We start from the raw sequence: 15,862 nt of genomic DNA, 5'->3' as shown, positions 1-15,862 counted from the left end.
GACGATGCGGTACTTATTGGCGGCGATTAATGCCAAATATATACATTCAAATCTGGGAATTTACAGCCTGAGACGATATGCGATGGAGCGGCTGGGGCTGGGACAGAAGGATGAGCAGGGTGCGGCTGTTGGAATGGAAATGGTTTCGGAGGCAGCAGAAGGCGCGAATCGAACGAAAACCGTGTCGGAAATCCAGATCGATCTCGGCGAGTACACCATCAACCACCAGATGGATCAGATTCTGCAGGATATTTACCGGAGAAAACCGGATGTGGTGGGATTTTCCTGTTATATCTGGAATATCGTTTACGTGAAGGAACTGATCCACGATTTGAAAAAGGTTCTTCCGCAGGTCCGCATCTGGATGGGAGGTCCGGAGGCTTCGTATGACGCGGTTCACCTGATGGATGAGCTGCCGGAGGTCGAGCTGATCATGCAGGGCGAAGGCGAGGAGACCTTTACGCGGTTGGTGGAGGCGTGTGAGTGCGGGACGGAGGTTTGTTTTTCAGAGCTCCCAGGCATTGTCCTACGCCGTTCGGATGGCACCATCGAGGTCCATCGCCCGGCGCCGCTCATGAATCTGGACGACATTCCATTTTCCTACGGAGATTTAAGCGGGCTGGAACACCGCATTATCTACTATGAGAGCAGCCGTGGATGTCCATTTTCCTGTAGTTACTGTCTGTCTTCGATTGACAAAAAAGTGCGGTTCCGCAGCCTTTCGCTGGTAACCAGGGAGCTGCAGTTTTTCCTTGACCGGAAGGTGCCGCAGGTAAAGTTCGTAGACCGGACGTTTAACTGCAAAAAGAGCCATTCGATGGCGATTTGGCAGTATTTGCTGGAACACGATAATGGAATTACCAACTTCCATTTTGAAATTTCATCGGATCTTCTGGATGATGACGAGCTGGCACTGATGAAACAGATGCGTCCGGGGCTGATTCAGTTGGAAATCGGCGTGCAGACGACGAACCTGGTGGTTGTGAAGGAGATCCGGAGGACGATGGATCTAGACAAGGTGGCGCGCCGTGTGGCGCAGGTCAACACCTTTGGCAACATCCATCAGCATCTCGACCTGATTGCGGGGCTTCCGTATGAGGATATCGAGAGCTTTCATCGTTCCTTCAACGATGTATACAAAATGGAGCCGGAACAGCTTCAGCTTGGCTTTCTGAAGGTGCTGAAAGGTTCCTATATGGAAGAAATGAAGCAGAAATACGGTCTGCTCAGCCAGAGCAAGCCGCCGTATGAGGTGCTTAGAACCAACTGGCTTTCCTATGAAGAGGTGATCCGTCTCAAGGGTGTGGAAGAGATGGTCGAGGTCTATTACAACAGCGGGCAGTTCCGCCGCACGATGAAATGCCTGTCGCAGGAATGGGGCGATGCGTTTGATTTGTATGACCGCCTGGCGGCATTTTATGAGGATGAAGGATTGAATGGCGTGAGCCATAACCGGCTGGCGCGGTATGAGATTTTATACAGGTTCATTCAGAAATGGAGGAAGCAGGCAGAAATTTTTTCTATCGATGAGACATCCTATCAGGATCTTTTAATGTATGACCTCTACCTCCGCGAAAACGTCAAGAGCCGCCCATCCTTTGCCCCGGATCCGTCGGAGTGGAAGAACGAGACGAAGCAGTTTTTCATGCGCGAGGCGAAGGAACGCCGTTATTTGAAGGGCTACGAGGCATACGATTCCAGACAGATGGCGAAAATGGCGCATTTAGAGCGGATGGAAGACGGAAGCTTTGTGCTGTTTGATTACAAAAACCGGGATGCTCTGTTTGGCAATGCGGCGGCATTTTCCATTTCCCAGGATGAAATATAGTGAGAAATGGGATTTTCCAGAGAAAGACAGGAAAAAGAAATTGCAGATGGCGGCAGTCTGAACACCTGAGAATGGGAAGAAATGTAAGACAGCCATATTTTAAATTAGATGGATAGTAAACTGTTCAGTAGGTCTGTGCATTTACTGCGCGTGACTGTGAAGGTACTGAACAGTTACGATGGATAAATAAAATGGAACAAACAGACAATTCTTATATAGCGATTGACCTGGAGACAACAGGGTTAAATCCAAAAACCGAGCGGATCATCGAGATCGGAGCGGCGCGGGTGGAAGATGGAACCGTGGTGCAGACGTATTCGACGTTTGTCAACCCGGAGCGGGAACTGGATGCGCGCATCCGGGAGCTGACGGGAATCTGTGACGATGATTTGAAGGATGCGCCGGTGCTGGATACAGTTTTGCCGGAACTTCTGGCATTCTGCGGGGAGCTGCCGCTTTTGGGGCATCATGTTATCTTTGATTTCAGCTTTCTCAAGCGGGCGGCGGTCAACCGGAAGTATACATTTGAGCGCGCGGGGCTTGATACCTTGAAAATCTGCCGCCATTTTATGCCGGAGGAGGAAAAGAAGAATCTGGCAGCCGCGTGCCGGTATTTTGCGGTGGATCCGGGCGAGAGCCATCGGGCGTTTTCGGATGCGCTGGCGGCGCACCATCTGTATCAGGAGCTTAAAAACAGGTATTTTCTGGAAGTGCCGGAGGTGTTTGCACCGCAGCCTTTGATTTACAAGGTAAAACGCGAACAGCCCGCGTCAAAAAAGCAAAAAGAAGTCTTGCGGGAATTACTAAAATATCATAGAATAAATTTATCTGCGCAGATTGATTCGCTTTCGAAAAATGAGATTTCGAGACTTACGGATCAGATTATCGCGCAGCATGGCAGAATGCAGAAGAGGTGAGAGATATGTTTAAATTTTCAAATCAGAAAACACGCCAGATCGTATCAGCGGTTGTTATTATAATCGTAGTAGTAGCGATGGTAGCGGGAACCATTTTGGCAGGTCTTATGATGTAAAGGTTCGGTAGATGATGAAAAAAAGAAATTGGATGGCAGGCGTATGCGGTGCGGCAGTGATGGGACTGCTTATAGCCGGTACGGGCACCGCGTCAGCGGGGACGATTCCCACGGGCTTTCAGGTCGGTGGGTTTGATCTTTCCGGGATGACACGGGAAGAGGCGGATCAGACGATTGAGAAATCGATCGGGGAGATGGAAAATCAGACCATTTCGATCCGGGTAGAAGGTCATGAGGTTCAGACGACGGCGGCGGAGCTGGGATTTTCCTGGGTCAACCAGAACGAGATTGATGAGGAAGTGGAGAAACTTTCCGGCGGAAATCTTCTGCGCCGGTATCTGAATCAGAAGGAATTAGAGCAGTCCGGCGTGGATCTGCAGATTGAGACAGCGGTCGATGAAGCGAAGGTTGCCGAGTTTGTGCAGACCCGGTGCGCGGAATTTACGACAGCGCCGCAGGACGCTGTGATCACGCATGAAAATGGAGTCTTTCAGGTCAGCCAGTCTTCGGCGGGACAGGAAGTGGACATAGATGCGACGACAAAAGCACTGAATGAGGCGCTCGCGGGCGGTCTTTCGGAACCGGTTTCGGTGGATGCAACAGTCAAAAATGCAGAGCCGACCCGCACGACAGAGGCATTATCTACGATTCAGGATGCACTTGGAACATTCAGTACCGGATTCAACCCGGGAAATGTGTCGCGTTCCAAGAATCTGCGGAACGGTGCGGCGAAGATCAACGGCACGGTTCTGATGCCGGGAGAAGAATTTTCGGCTTATACATGGCTGACCCCATTTACGGTGGAAAATGGCTATGCATCGGCAGGTTCCTATGCGAACGGTCAGGTAGTCGATACGGTCGGCGGTGGCGCCTGCCAGATCTGCACGACGCTCTACAATGCAGCGCTTCTGGCGGAGATGGATATCACCCAGCGCCAGAATCATTCGATGATTGTTACTTACGTTCCGGCATCGCAGGATTCGGCGATTGCGGGTACTTATAAGGATCTGAAATTTAAAAATCCATACGATACCCCGATCTATATGGAAGGGGCAGTGAACGGTGGAACTATTTCATTTACGATATATGGAAAAGAGACACGGCCGGCAAACCGGACGATCAAATACGTTTCGGAGACACTGTCGAAGAAGGATCCGGGCGAGCCGATCACAAAGGTGGACGCATCTTTGAAGCCGGGTGCGAGGGTGAAGGAACAGTCGGCGCACTATGGGCTGCAGTCACGGCTCTGGAAATACGTCTACGTGGACGGCGTGGAGACGGAGAAAACCTTGCTGCAGACGGATACCTATATGGCATCGAAGGCAATCTACCGTGTAGGTCCGGCCGTTGCAGCTGCGGCACCGGCGGTTCCGGCTGGACCGCAGCCTGAGACACCGCAGCCTGAGACGCCACAGCCGGAAAATCCGGTTCCGGCACCGACGGAAGCACCGGCGCCACAGCCGGAAAATCCGGTTCCGGCACCGACGGAAGCACCGGCAGCACAGGAGCCGACCCCGGCACAGCCGCAGGGACCAGCCGGTCCGGCGCAGGAAGCAGCGCCGCCGATGGAGTGATAGCTTATATCGGATCATATATAGTGATGGTATGAGAGCAGAGATTTGTGGTAACATGGCGTGGTAAACGCAGAAAATTACTGTACTTGAATGTGAAGCTGGGAAAGGAATCAGAATGAACATAAAAGATGAAATTTTCGAGGTATACGGGGAGATGAAAGCCGAGCAGGATCTTCTGGCGGTCGGTTACACCGCGCTTCTTGGTACCTCGATGGCGGCAAAAAGCGGCGAGGCGGCGCTTTTGAACCGATTTTCTGCACGGTATGTGAGAGAATGCCAGAATCTCTATGAGAAATGGAATCCGTCTCCGCTTCTGGAGGCATTTGCTGCACATAAAGAGCGGAAAGTGCTGACCCGTCTCGGCGCATCTGCGTGGTATCCGGCGGGCGGGGGCGGCGTCATGGCAGCGCTGTGGCATTTTTTTGATGGATTCGGACTCGGATTTGAGATGGATCTTAGGAAACTTCCGATCCGCCAGGAGACGGTGGAGGTCTGCGAGGTATTTGACCTCAATCCATACCGTTTACAGTCGCAGGGCTGCATTCTGCTGACGGCGTCTAGCGGTCCGAAACTGCTCCAGAATCTGGAGAGAGAGGGCATTCCGGCGGCGCTCATCGGTCGGACGCGCACCGCGATCGGACGCGAGATTTACAGCGGCGAAGTACATAGCTTTCTTGACCGGCCAAAACCGGATGAGATAGATAAAATGAAAGACTTACCAAAATCCCATTAACAGGAGGTAGTAAAGTGAGAGAGAGAATTTTAGCGGTCATTGAAAAAAACAGCCGCATCAGCGTCAAAGAGCTGGCGGATTTACTCGGGGAAAATGAAGCTGCGGTCGCGGCGGAGATCGCCGAAATGGAAAATGAACATATCATCTGCGGTTACCATACCCTGATTAACTGGGATAATACAGATGAGGAGAAGGTCATTGCACTGATCGAAGTAAAGGTAACGCCGCAGCGCGAGATGGGCTTTGACAAGATTGCCGAGAGAATCTATCAGTACAGCGAGGTGACTTCGGTATACCTGATGTCCGGCGGCTATGATTTTACCGTTATGATCGAGGCGAAAACCATGCGTGCAGTTGCACAGTTCGTGGCAGAAAAGCTTTCCACGATCGATTCTGTGCTGAGTACCGCGACCCATTTTATTCTTAAAAAATACAAAGACCATGGTACCGTTCTCTGCGACGGTCCTCAGGATGAAAGGATGTTGATTGTTCCGTGAGAAACCCATTATCAGATACGATTGTAAATATTCCGCCGTCCGGAATCCGGAAGTTTTTTGACGTTGTCAGCGAGATGAAGGGCGCGATCTCCCTGGGCGTGGGCGAACCGGATTTTGATACACCGTGGCATATCCGCGAGGAGGGCATTTATTCGCTGGAAAAAGGACGTACCTTCTATACGTCGAACTCTGGTTTAAAGGAACTGCGCCAGGAGATCTGCCATTATCTGAAACGTCGTCAGCGCCTTGAGTATGATCCGAATACAGAAGTGATGGTAACGGTCGGCGGCAGCGAGGCGATTGATATCGCCCTGCGCGCGATGCTCAATCCGGGCGATGAGGTTCTGATTCCGCAGCCGAGTTACGTTTCTTATGTGCCGTGTACGGTGCTGGCGGGTGGTACGCCGGTCATTATCGAGCTGGAGGAGAAGGATGAGTTCCGTCTGACGCCGGAGAAGCTGCTGGAGAAAATCACACCGAAAACAAAGGTGCTGATTCTTCCATTCCCGAACAATCCAACGGGCGCGATCATGAACCGCACCGATCTGGAGCGATCGCGAAGGTGATTGAGGAGAAGGATCTGTTTGTGCTGAGTGATGAAATTTATTCCGAGCTGACCTACAGCGGCAAGCACGTTTCCATCGCGGAAATTTCCGGGATGCGTGACCGCACGGTGCTGATCAACGGATTTTCCAAGGCATATGCGATGACCGGGTGGCGTCTCGGCTATGCGGCGGCTCCAGCGCTTATCTTAAAACAGATGCTGAAAATCCATCAGTTTGCGATTATGTGTGCGCCGACCACCAGCCAGTATGCAGCGGTTGACGCCCTGCGGAATGGCGATGAGGACATTGCCCGCATGAAGAAAGCCTACGATGAGCGCCGCCGCTATCTTTTGAGAGAGTTCCGGGGGCTCGGCATGGACTGTTTCGAGCCGTATGGAGCATTTTATATGTTCCCGTGCATCAAACGGTTTGGCATGACCTCGGATGAATTCGCAAACCGCCTGTTACAGGAAGAGAAGCTGGCGCTTGTGCCGGGCACCGCGTTTGGAAACTGCGGCGAGGGCTATCTGCGTGTTTCCTATGCGTATTCGCTGGAGGATCTGCAGAAGGCGATCGAGCGCATCAAGCGGTTTGTGGCACGGCTGGATGGAGAGAAGAAATGTTAAATATTGTACTCTATGAACCGGAGATGCCGATGAATACAGGAAATATAGGACGAAGCTGCGTGGCAACGAACACGCGGCTTCATCTGATCGAGCCTCTCGGTTTTAAATTGAATGATAAAATGGTAAAAAGAGCGGGTCTTGATTACTGGCCGCATCTGGATGTGACAGTTTACAGCGATTTTAAAGATTTTCTGGAGAAGAATCCGGGCGCGCGCCCGTATATGGCGACCACGAAGACGACGCAGGTGTATACGGACGTTCACTACGATCTGGACTGCTATATCATGTTCGGACCGGAAAGCCGCGGCATCCCGGAAGAACTCCTGATCGAAGACCCGGAGCGCTGCGTCCGCATCCCGATGTGGGGTGAGACGCGTTCTCTGAATCTGTCAAACTCGGTGGCGATCATTCTGTATGAGGCGCTGCGGCAGAATGGGTTTGAGAAGATGAATACGGAGGGGCATCTGCATCACCTCCAGTGGAAATAAGGTGGATTCTCTCCCACACGTGCGTCATCAACGTCTCAGATGAAACAGGAATTAGTGGCACCAAGTCCCACAGGCACTGATATTTCCGTCGCATTCGGCGTCGGAGTCAGTGCCATTTTTATTGTTGTCCGGCAGGTGGACGCCGCAGGATGGTCCGTTATTTCCGCTCCGGTCAAAGTGAAGCATTCCGTTTAAGAAGTCTTCGACGCGGTCTTTAGGAGCGCCTTTGGCGCCGCCGAGAACCTGGATGCTGGTTTCGCGCAGGGCGATCATCATCGGGATCGGAAGGGCGTCGCAGAGGAGAACGGCAGTATTTTCTTTTTTCAGAAACTCGACCAGCGCGCCGGGATCGTTTGCATAGGTCTGTTTCACGGTTTTGGTGGAAATAATCTCATCGTCAACTACATCAAAAATTAAAAATTCTTTCACCTGAGCCAGGTGGGAGCAGATTTCTCCGTTTTCATAAGGGACTGCAATTTTCATGAGTGACCTCCTTTTTTAGAGATAGTATAGCGCTTAGAATTGAAAAATCAATATAAATGTATATGCTATTTATGAAAAAATATATAATAGACATATATGGAGGTGGCTTGTATGGATGGAGTAAATATTGAGAAGAATGAAAAGAAGAATGCGTTACTGATAGCAATCGAAGAAGGAAGAACGATTGTAAAAGATCCAAATGCACCGAGATATTCCAGTATGGAAGACTTAAAAGCGGCATTGGAAGTATAATATCTTTGATAGAAAAAGAGAGCCAGCAGAATACACTTCTGTTGACTCTTTTTTGCAAATATGATTTGAAAAACGGCACACCGCTTAATCCGACTTAACTTCTTTCCACAAACTATTATAAAGCTCGTCCGCCTCATCCCCAAGATACCGGTAAACCTCGCAGTTTTTCAGCTGCTTTGCATCTGGGAAGACGGCTTTGTTGTTCTGGATTTCTTCGTCCAGCATTTCCTTGGCTGCCTTGTTTGGCGTCGCGTAGGTAATGTACTCAAAGTTTTTGACTGCGACATCCGGGCGGCAGAGGAAATTGATCCATTTTTCTGCGTTTTCCTTATTTTTCGCATTTTTCGGAACTACCCAGGAATCGAGCCAGACGTTGGTTCCCTCTTCCGGGATCACGTATTCCAGGGAGAATGGGAGGTTCTGTGCGGCTACCTCATCCTGGATGTACATGATCTCGCCGGAGTAGATGACGCCGATGGCTGCCTCACCGCCGATCATCTTGTCACGTACCTGATCGATGACGTAAGCCTGTATGAGCGGTTTCTGGTCAATCAGATCCTGCTTTGCCTGCTGGAGTTCGGTTTCGTCGGTCGAGTTGGCAGAGAAGCCGTCTTTTTTGAGCGCTACCATGAAGGCATCGCGGACGCTGTCCTGCATCAGGATCTCGCCTTTATAAGCCGGATTCCAGAGATCGGACCATTTGGTCGGAACCGGAAGTCCTTTTTCTTCGATGAGCTTCGTATTATAAAGAATACCGACGGTTCCCCAGGTGTATGGCACGGAATATTTGTTTTCCGGGTCGAACTGCTTGGACATTTCCATGTACTGCGGGTCAATGTTTTTGACATTTGGAATATTGTCAAAGTTGAGTTCGGCAAGCAGGTCATTTTCCTTCATTTTCTGAATCATGTAGTCGGATGGGCAGACTACATCGTAGTTGACGCCGCCGGCTTCGATGACCGGATACATTTCTTCCAGGGTCTCAAATACGTCGTAGGTAACCTTGATTCCGGTTTCCTGTTCAAATTCCTCAATCAGGTCCGGATCAATATATTCGCCTGCATTGTAGACGTACAGTTCGTTTGAATGAGTCGTGGTGTAGCGGCTGTAGGTGCTGACACCAACGACAAGCAGAATCAGCGTGCAGGCAAGTCCCAGAACGCCGTTCTTGATCTGGTTGTTGCGTTTGCGGCGCTTGATGGTCTCTGTGTCAATCACAGTCGCATTGCCGGTGGATTTTTTCTCCGGGGCAAAGTTGGTGATCACCAGGAGCACCAGGACTGCCACGAAAATCAGCGTGGACAGGGCGTACATCGTCGGCTGGATGCCTCGGCGCACCTGGCTGTAGATCAGGGTGGATAAGGTATCCATACCGGCACCTCTTGTAAAGTGCGTAATGATAAAATCATCGAGGGACATCGTAAATGCCATCAAAAAGCCGGAGAGGATACCCGGGACGATGTCCGGAAATACGACCTTGAAGAAAGCATATAGCGGGCTGGCGCCGAGATCCAGAGCGGCTTCGTAGGTGTACCGGTTCGTCTGCTTGAGTTTCGGCATGACACTTAATATCACATATGGAATATTAAATGTGATATGCGCGATCAGCACGGTTTTAAATCCGAGAGAGATACCGAACGCGATAAATGCCAGCATCAGGGAGATACCGGTTACGATATCGGAGTTCAGCATCGGGATGTTGTTGATTCCCATGACGATGGTGCGCGGAATCCGTTTCATGCTGTTGATGCCGATGGCGGCGATCGTGCCGATGACGGTCGCGATCAGAGCCGACGCAAACGCGATGAGCAGCGTATTGTTTAAGGCATTCATGATGGCGGAATCCTGGAACATCTGCGTATACCAGCGGGTGGTAAAACCGCCCCAGACGGTTCTCGATTTTGTGTTGTTAAAGGACAAAACGATCATGGTCACGATCGGGATGTATAAAAAGAGCAGGATGAGCGCCAGGTAAAAGTCCTGGAAAAACTGTTTTAAGCGGTTATGTTTCATCAGAACGCATTGCCCTCCCCTTCTTTATCGTATTTGGCGATGAGCGCCATACTCAGTAAAATGAAAATCATCAGAACCAGCGAGAGACCGGAACCTAAGTGCCAGTTGCTTCCCTTGGTGAACTCCTGCTCGATGACATTTCCGATGAGCAGGATCTTGCTGCCGCCTAAGAGACTGGAAATAACGAAGGTTGTCAGCGCCGGGACAAATACCATGGTAATGCCGCTGATGATGCCCGGGATGCTGAGCGGAATCCAGATGTGAATGAGTGTCTGGAAATTGTTTGCACCCAGGTCTTTGGCGGCGTTGATGGTATTGTCGTCGATCTTTGCCAGCACATTATAAATCGGGAGAATCATGAAAGGCAGGAAGTTGTATACCATACCCAGAATGATCGCCCACGGGGTATTGATGATGGCAATATTTGGCAGATGGAGAAAGGAAAGAATGCCGTTGATAACGCCATTTTTCTCCAGGAGCGTCTGCCACGCGAGGGTGCGGAGCAGGAAATTCATCCACATCGGAAGGATGAAGACGAATACCATGAAGCTGCCTGCCCCAATGCCGCGGCGGCGCAGCACCAAAGCCAGCGGATAGGACAAAAGCAGGCAGATGGCGGTCGCAGCCAGAGACAGACCCAGGGATAAGAGCAGCGCCTTCATATGCTCCGGTGTCGTGATGGAACAGACATTTGCCAGTGTAAATGCCCCGCTTTTGGTTGTCAGACCGTAGTATACGATCAGCAGGAGCGGGATGATGGTAAAACCGATCATCCAGAGAATATAAGGACCGGCGAAGAGCCGTTTCACGTTTGATTTCATGCTAAGTCCGACTCCTTTCTATTCATTGACGCCCACAGCTTCCTCGTCCTCTGACGCCGGCTTGTTCATGATCTGGATGTCAAACGGGTCTACATGGATGCCGACCTTCTCGCCGACCGGGAACATATCCGTGCTGTGAACCAGCCATTCATAGCCGTCCGGTGTGGTGACTTCCATCTCATAGTGGACGCCCTTGAAAATCAGGTGGGTGACAATGCCCTGCAGCGTGCCTTCCTCCGGTTTTACGAGGTCGATGTCCTCCGGGCGGATGACAACGTCTACAGGTTGGTTTGTTCCGAATCCCTTATCGACGCAGGCAAATTTCGCACCGAAGATTTCAACCAGCTCGTCGTGGATCATCAGACCGTCCACAATGTTGCTCTCGCCGATGAAGTCGGCAACGAATGCGTTTTCCGGCTCGTTGTAGATCTGTTCCGGGGAACCCATCTGCTGGATATAACCCTGGTTCATGACAACGATGGTATCGGACATCGTCAATGCCTCTTCCTGATCGTGGGTAACATAGATAAAAGTGATGCCTAACTCATTTTTCAGACGGATCAGCTCGTACTGCATGTCCTGGCGCAGTTTTAAATCTAGGGCACCGAGCGGCTCATCGAGAAGCAGGACCTTTGGCTCGTTGACAATCGCACGCGCAATGGCGATACGCTGCTGCTGACCGCCGCTCAAAGAGTCAATGCTGCGATGCTCAAAGCCGTTTAGGTTTACAAGCTTTAAAGCGTACTTAATTTTGTCATCAATATATGCTTTTGATTTATTCTTAATTTTTAGCCCAAATGCGATATTATCTGCGATGCTCATATGCGGAAACAGTGCGTATTTCTGGAATACGGTGTTTAGCTGGCGCTTGTTTGGCGGAAGTTTGGTGATGTCTTCGCCGCCGAAAATTACTTTTCCTGTATTTGGGGATTCAAATCCGCCGATGATGCGGAGCGTGGTCGTCTTGCCGCAGCCGCTGGGACCTAAGAGCGTTACAAAGGAATTTTCCTTTACTGAAAGGCTCAAGTCATCCAGGACCAGGGTGTCGTCAAAGCGTTTCGAGATATGCTGTAAATCGATTAATGGCTGGCTCATGCGTTTCCTCCGTAAATAGTAAAATAATGTGTAGTATTAGAAACTTGGCGGCGAGCTGACCCAGAGGATCGTCGCGCCGGAGCGGCTTTCAAGGTAATGCGTCTTGTCGCTCGTATAGTAAAAAGATTCGCCCTTTTTGGCTTTGTACGTCCGGTTCCCCAGATGAATCAGGATGCTGCCGGAAAGAACGTAGCCAAATTCCTCACCCTCATGCGGGCTGTCCGGATAGGTGGAGCCGCCGACACCGAGTGTCAGGCGGATCGGTTCCATCGTGTTCTTCTGGGCGTTCGGGATGATCCACTGAATCTCATTTTTCAGTTCTGGATCTTCCTTGATAAAATAGTCGTTTTTTTCAAATACAATCTGCTCTTCCGGAGCCTCGTTGAAAAACTCCCCTATGGTTGTGCCGAGACACTGGAGAATATCCATCAAAGTAGCGATGGACGGGGAGGTCAGATCGCGCTCTACCTGGGAGATAAATCCCTTCGAAAGCTCTGCGCGGTCAGCCAGCTCTTCCTGCGTCAGACCCTTTAAAATTCGCAGTTCCTTTAATTTTCCTCCTATACTCAACAGAGGGAACCTCCTTTCCTGGTTTCATAGGAAATTGCGTCCTATGAAACAAAAAACGCTCCGCGAGGATGCGCTAGGGCACATTCTTTTTTATAAAAACCGGGTGGGAAACCATCCGTCCGGCGTTTTTAGAAACATACAAAAGTAAGATGAAAGTTTAGAAATTCTAAAATGAATGTAAAATTAATCTTTTTGTTTAGAAATAATAAACTTGCTTCCGAGTATCTATTATACAGAATGTGGGGAAGGTGTCAAGGAAAAAAACGGGAAAATCCGGGGGCTCTCAAATTGTGTGAAAAAAGGGTGCAAAAATGGCGGTATGATGATAAAATAGGGGCAGATAATTTGATAGAAACCGTTATAACGGTTCTGGGGGATCAAAGGAGGAACATTTCATGCAGGATAAGTATATGGCATATGTGGGTTCTTACTCATACAACGGTCAGGCAAAGGGAATTACCGTGTATGATGTGGATGTAAAAAAGGGAAAATTTATCTACCGGTGCGAGGTGGAAGTGGACAACTCTTCCTATTTAACTGTTTCACATGACGGGCGGATGCTCTATTCCATCGCGGACGAGGGCGTTGTGGCGTTCCGGATTCTGGAAAACGGCGCACTCAGCCGTGTGAACAGCGCAAATATCAAGGCGATGCGCGGCTGCCATATTGCGACCGATGCGGAGGACAAGTTTATCTTCGTATCCGGCTATCATGACGGCAAGGAGACGGTGGTCCGCCTGAAGCCGGACGGTTCTATCGGGGAAGTGACCGACGGCGTTTACCACAAGGGACTTGGAAGCGTGGCAGAGCGCACGTTCCGCCCGCATGTGAGCTGTGCGGAGCGCACACCGGATGGCAGATTCCTGCTGGTAGCCGATCTGGGAATTGACCAGGTCAAGATTTACAGGTTTGATGGCGAGAAGGGAACACTTTCATTGGTGGACGCGATCCGCTGTGATTTGGAATCTGGTCCGAGACATTTCATGTTCAGCAAGGATGGAAAATTCTTGTATTTGATGTATGAAATCAAAAATGTGATTGATGTATACACGTATGAAACGGGCGATCGTGTGCCGAAGATCGAGAAGATCCAGACGATCCCATCGACCGCACCGGAGCGCACCAGCCAGCTGACCGCAGCGTGCACGATCCGGATGTCCGAGGACGAGACACATCTGTTCTGCAGCAATGCGGGCGATAATTCAGTCAGTGTCTACGAGCGCGATGCACAGACGGGGCTTTTGAAGCTGCTCTGCTGTCTGCCGATCAGTGGAGATTACCCGAAGGATATCGCGATTTTCCCGGATGGAAACCATCTGGCGTCGATCAACCACGGCAGTAACAGCATTTCTTTCTTCCAGGTGGAATATAAGGAGAAACTGCTGGTGATGAGCGGACGCAGTATTTCGGTGAATGAGCCGAACTGCTGTGTGATTACAAAGGTACCTACGAGAGGAAAGAAAGCAGACTAAATGGCAGAAGGAGTTAATAGCGAGAATGGCAGGATCAACATACGGAAAAATACTGACAATGACAACGTGGGGCGAATCCCACGGCGCAGGCGTGGGCGTGGTCGTAGATGGCTGTCCGGCGGGGCTTGCGCTTTGTGAGGAAGACGTTCAGCGTTATCTGGACCGCCGCAAACCGGGGCAGAGCCGTTTTACGACGAAGCGCAGCGAGAGCGATACGGTGGAGATCCTGTCAGGCGTTTTTGAAGGGCGGACGACGGGCACGCCGATCTCGATGCTGGTGCGGAACCAGGATCAGCATTCGAAGGATTACAGTGAGATCGCCAGTTATTACCGTCCTGGACATGCAGATTATACCTTCGATGAAAAATACGGTTTCCGGGATTACCGGGGCGGCGGACGTTCTTCGGGACGCGAGACGATCGGACGCGTGGCAGCAGGCGCTATCGCGACAAAGCTGCTGGAATCCTTGAACATTCGGGTAAAAGCATACACGAAAGCGATCGGACCGGTGGAAGTGGCGCCGGATCGGTTTGATCTGGCAGAATGTGAAAAGAATAAGCTGTATATGCCGGATGCTGCCGCAGCCGCAGAGGCAGAGCAGTATCTGGAAAGGAAGATGGCGGAGAAAGATTCTGCTGGCGGTATCGTGGAATGCGTGATTGCCGGTCTTCCGGCAGGGCTTGGTGAACCGGTTTTTGATAAATTTAATGCGAACCTGGCAAAGGCAATCTGCTCGATCGGTGCCGTTAAAGGCTTCGAGATCGGAGAGGGTTTCCATGCGGCGCAGATGGCAGGAAGCGAGAACAACGACGCATTTGTCATGGAGGCGGATGGAAGCGTCGGCAAGGCGACGAACCATGCAGGCGGCATTTTAGGCGGTATGACGGATGGAAGCGAAGTTGTGTTCCGTGCGGCATTTAAACCGACCCCGTCGATTGCCGCAGAGCAGAGAACCGTCAATAAGAGCGGCGAGGAGATCGGCATCAGCATCAAGGGACGCCATGATCCGATCATTGTGCCGAGAGCGGTTGTCGTGGTTGAGACGATGGCGGCATTTGCGGCGGCGGATATGCTGCTGGGCGGCATGACGGCGAGGCTGGATCGGATTCAGGAGTTTTACCGGAAGTAAGGGAATGCAAATAAAAATTTTGAAAAAGCTGCGGCGGGCTCAGCCTGTTTGAACCGCGGCTTTTTCTGGCATTAAATCAGGAGGCAGCAGGATGAGTGCAACAGGAATTTCAAAAGAAATAGAGACAGCAGGACAGTTAGAGGAGCTGCGCCAGGAAGTACGGATTGCCGCAGAGGAACTTCTCAGTGCGGCAAATATGAAGCCGGGACAGATTTTGGTGGTCGGATGTTCGTCCAGCGAGATAGCATCGCATAAGATCGGTTCCTATTCCAGCGCTGAGATCGGAAAAGTGGTGTTTGAGGAGCTGTATGCAGTTACCAAGTCGCAGGGGCTTTATCTGGCGGCACAGTGCTGTGAACATCTGAACCGGGCGCTGATTGTGGAAGAAGAAGCGGCGGAAAAATATGGTCTGGAGATGGTAAACGTCGTGCCGCAGCTAAAAGCAGGCGGTTCCTTTGCAACGGCAGCCTATGCGGGATTTGAACATCCGACAGCCGTAGAGCGGATTCAGGCACACGCGGGCATCGATATCGGAGACACTTTCATCGGTATGCACCTGCGCCCGGTTGCAGTTCCGGTGCGGACCTCGATCCGTGCGATCGGCGGCGCCCATGTGACGTGTGCGAGAACGAGGCTGAAATATATTGGCGGAGAGCGGGCGCATTATCTGGATGCGAAATAAAGAAAATGAGGAGTACAAAAA

At 50.9% G+C, this 15,862-nt stretch carries 15 protein-coding genes and 1 pseudogene; 11 read left to right on the top strand and 5 right to left on the bottom strand.

All coding sequences use genetic code 11. From position 1 onward, the window contains the following. Positions 1-4 precede the first annotated feature (4 nt). From DWX91_RS07815 to trmL, 7 genes and pseudogenes are all read left to right on the top strand, one after another. Positions 5-1,828: a B12-binding domain-containing radical SAM protein gene (locus tag DWX91_RS07815; RefSeq protein WP_118472523.1), complete on the top strand. Its 1,824-nt coding sequence runs from the start codon at positions 5-7 to the stop codon at positions 1,826-1,828. Positions 1,829-2,019: 191 nt separating this feature from the next. Then, entirely contained in the window at positions 2,020-2,745 is a 726-nt protein-coding gene (locus DWX91_RS07810; RefSeq protein WP_118472524.1) for a PolC-type DNA polymerase III, read from the top strand. 127 nt (positions 2,746-2,872) lie between these two features. Continuing rightward, positions 2,873-4,435: a VanW family protein gene (locus tag DWX91_RS07805; protein WP_243099003.1), complete on the top strand. Its 1,563-nt coding sequence runs from the start codon at positions 2,873-2,875 to the stop codon at positions 4,433-4,435. A 115-nt stretch (positions 4,436-4,550) separates the two neighbouring features. Continuing rightward, the gene (locus tag DWX91_RS07800; RefSeq protein ID WP_118472525.1) at positions 4,551-5,168 is read left to right on the top strand and encodes an AIR synthase-related protein; all 618 of its coding nucleotides are present in this window, start codon (positions 4,551-4,553) and stop codon (positions 5,166-5,168) included. Positions 5,169-5,182: 14 nt separating this feature from the next. Then, complete coding sequence (locus DWX91_RS07795; protein ID WP_022358850.1) at positions 5,183-5,665, top strand: Lrp/AsnC family transcriptional regulator; 483 nt, start codon at positions 5,183-5,185, stop codon at positions 5,663-5,665. After that, a pseudogene (locus tag DWX91_RS07790) lies at positions 5,662-6,836 on the top strand (aminotransferase class I/II-fold pyridoxal phosphate-dependent enzyme). The gene DWX91_RS07795 and the pseudogene DWX91_RS07790 overlap by 4 nt, the downstream one beginning before the upstream one ends. Then, complete coding sequence (trmL, locus tag DWX91_RS07785; RefSeq protein ID WP_118472527.1) at positions 6,830-7,324, top strand: tRNA (uridine(34)/cytosine(34)/5-carboxymethylaminomethyluridine(34)-2'-O)-methyltransferase TrmL; 495 nt, start codon at positions 6,830-6,832, stop codon at positions 7,322-7,324. Before DWX91_RS07790 ends, trmL begins: the two are co-directional and overlap by 7 nt. Positions 7,325-7,375: 51 nt before the next feature. On the opposite strand, the gene DWX91_RS07780 is transcribed toward trmL, so the two are convergent. Further along, positions 7,376-7,807 (bottom strand): NifB/NifX family molybdenum-iron cluster-binding protein, encoded by a 432-nt coding sequence (locus DWX91_RS07780; protein WP_118469322.1) that lies wholly within the window; start codon positions 7,805-7,807, stop codon positions 7,376-7,378. Between the two features lie 111 nt (positions 7,808-7,918). On the opposite strand from DWX91_RS07780, the gene DWX91_RS16595 reads away from it, so the two are divergent. Then, positions 7,919-8,059 (top strand): hypothetical protein, encoded by a 141-nt coding sequence (locus DWX91_RS16595; protein ID WP_181357268.1) that lies wholly within the window; start codon positions 7,919-7,921, stop codon positions 8,057-8,059. A gap of 84 nt (positions 8,060-8,143) precedes the next feature. Here the strand turns inward: DWX91_RS16595 and DWX91_RS07770 are convergent, their stop codons facing one another. Genes DWX91_RS07770 through DWX91_RS07755 form a run of 4 tightly spaced genes read right to left on the bottom strand, consistent with a single transcriptional unit; the run spans position 8,144 to position 12,558 of the window. After that, positions 8,144-10,072, bottom strand: coding sequence for an extracellular solute-binding protein (locus DWX91_RS07770; protein WP_107001833.1), 1,929 nt, complete (start codon positions 10,070-10,072; stop codon positions 8,144-8,146). After that, on the bottom strand, positions 10,072-10,893 hold the full coding sequence (locus tag DWX91_RS07765; RefSeq protein ID WP_022358845.1) for an ABC transporter permease: 822 nt from the start codon (positions 10,891-10,893) through the stop codon (positions 10,072-10,074). Before DWX91_RS07765 ends, DWX91_RS07770 begins: the two co-directional genes overlap by 1 nt. An 18-nt stretch (positions 10,894-10,911) precedes the next feature. Further along, positions 10,912-11,988 carry a spermidine/putrescine ABC transporter ATP-binding protein gene (gene potA, locus DWX91_RS07760; RefSeq protein ID WP_107001835.1) on the bottom strand — a complete coding sequence of 359 codons (1,077 nt, stop codon included), beginning with the start codon at positions 11,986-11,988 and terminating at the stop codon, positions 10,912-10,914. Positions 11,989-12,024: 36 nt separating this feature from the next. Beyond that, positions 12,025-12,558, bottom strand: a complete 534-nt coding sequence (locus DWX91_RS07755; protein WP_107001836.1) for a helix-turn-helix domain-containing protein — start codon at positions 12,556-12,558, stop codon at positions 12,025-12,027. A gap of 395 nt (positions 12,559-12,953) precedes the next feature. On the opposite strand from DWX91_RS07755, the gene DWX91_RS07750 reads away from it, so the two are divergent. From DWX91_RS07750 to DWX91_RS07740, 3 genes are all read left to right on the top strand, one after another. Further along, the gene (locus DWX91_RS07750; protein WP_107001837.1) at positions 12,954-14,030 is read left to right on the top strand and encodes a lactonase family protein; all 1,077 of its coding nucleotides are present in this window, start codon (positions 12,954-12,956) and stop codon (positions 14,028-14,030) included. Between the two features lie 25 nt (positions 14,031-14,055). Further along, positions 14,056-15,159, top strand: coding sequence for a chorismate synthase (gene aroC / locus DWX91_RS07745; RefSeq protein WP_118472528.1), 1,104 nt, complete (start codon positions 14,056-14,058; stop codon positions 15,157-15,159). Positions 15,160-15,250: 91 nt separating this feature from the next. Further along, on the top strand, positions 15,251-15,841 hold the full coding sequence (locus tag DWX91_RS07740) for a TIGR01440 family protein (RefSeq protein WP_118472529.1): 591 nt from the start codon (positions 15,251-15,253) through the stop codon (positions 15,839-15,841). Positions 15,842-15,862: the final 21 nt, after the last annotated feature.

The organism is Clostridium sp. AF22-10 (assembly GCF_003478725.1).
In the GTDB taxonomy this organism is placed as follows: Bacteria; Bacillota; Clostridia; order Lachnospirales; family Lachnospiraceae; genus Otoolea; species Otoolea fessa.
The sequence above is the reverse complement of the archived record's forward strand: the minus strand, read 5'-3'. Positions and strand labels throughout refer to the sequence as shown.

What these genes read in the sequence shown, in the direction of transcription:
- DWX91_RS07740 (WP_118472529.1), top strand. Translation starts at nt 15,251, where the DNA reads ATGAGTGCAACAGGAATTTCAAAAGAAATAGAGACAGCAGGACAGTTA.
- DWX91_RS07800 (WP_118472525.1), top strand. Translation starts at nt 4,551, where the DNA reads ATGAACATAAAAGATGAAATTTTCGAGGTATACGGGGAGATGAAAGCC.
- DWX91_RS07770 (WP_107001833.1), bottom strand. Translation starts at nt 10,072, where the DNA reads ATGAAACATAACCGCTTAAAACAGTTTTTCCAGGACTTTTACCTGGCG.
- aroC (WP_118472528.1), top strand. Translation starts at nt 14,056, where the DNA reads ATGGCAGGATCAACATACGGAAAAATACTGACAATGACAACGTGGGGC.
- DWX91_RS07815 (WP_118472523.1), top strand. Translation starts at nt 5, where the DNA reads ATGCGGTACTTATTGGCGGCGATTAATGCCAAATATATACATTCAAAT.
- trmL (WP_118472527.1), top strand. Translation starts at nt 6,830, where the DNA reads ATGTTAAATATTGTACTCTATGAACCGGAGATGCCGATGAATACAGGA.
- DWX91_RS07810 (WP_118472524.1), top strand. Translation starts at nt 2,020, where the DNA reads ATGGAACAAACAGACAATTCTTATATAGCGATTGACCTGGAGACAACA.
- DWX91_RS07750 (WP_107001837.1), top strand. Translation starts at nt 12,954, where the DNA reads ATGCAGGATAAGTATATGGCATATGTGGGTTCTTACTCATACAACGGT.
- DWX91_RS07765 (WP_022358845.1), bottom strand. Translation starts at nt 10,893, where the DNA reads ATGAAATCAAACGTGAAACGGCTCTTCGCCGGTCCTTATATTCTCTGG.
- DWX91_RS07780 (WP_118469322.1), bottom strand. Translation starts at nt 7,807, where the DNA reads ATGAAAATTGCAGTCCCTTATGAAAACGGAGAAATCTGCTCCCACCTG.
- potA (WP_107001835.1), bottom strand. Translation starts at nt 11,988, where the DNA reads ATGAGCCAGCCATTAATCGATTTACAGCATATCTCGAAACGCTTTGAC.
- DWX91_RS16595 (WP_181357268.1), top strand. Translation starts at nt 7,919, where the DNA reads ATGGATGGAGTAAATATTGAGAAGAATGAAAAGAAGAATGCGTTACTG.
- DWX91_RS07805 (WP_243099003.1), top strand. Translation starts at nt 2,873, where the DNA reads ATGATGAAAAAAAGAAATTGGATGGCAGGCGTATGCGGTGCGGCAGTG.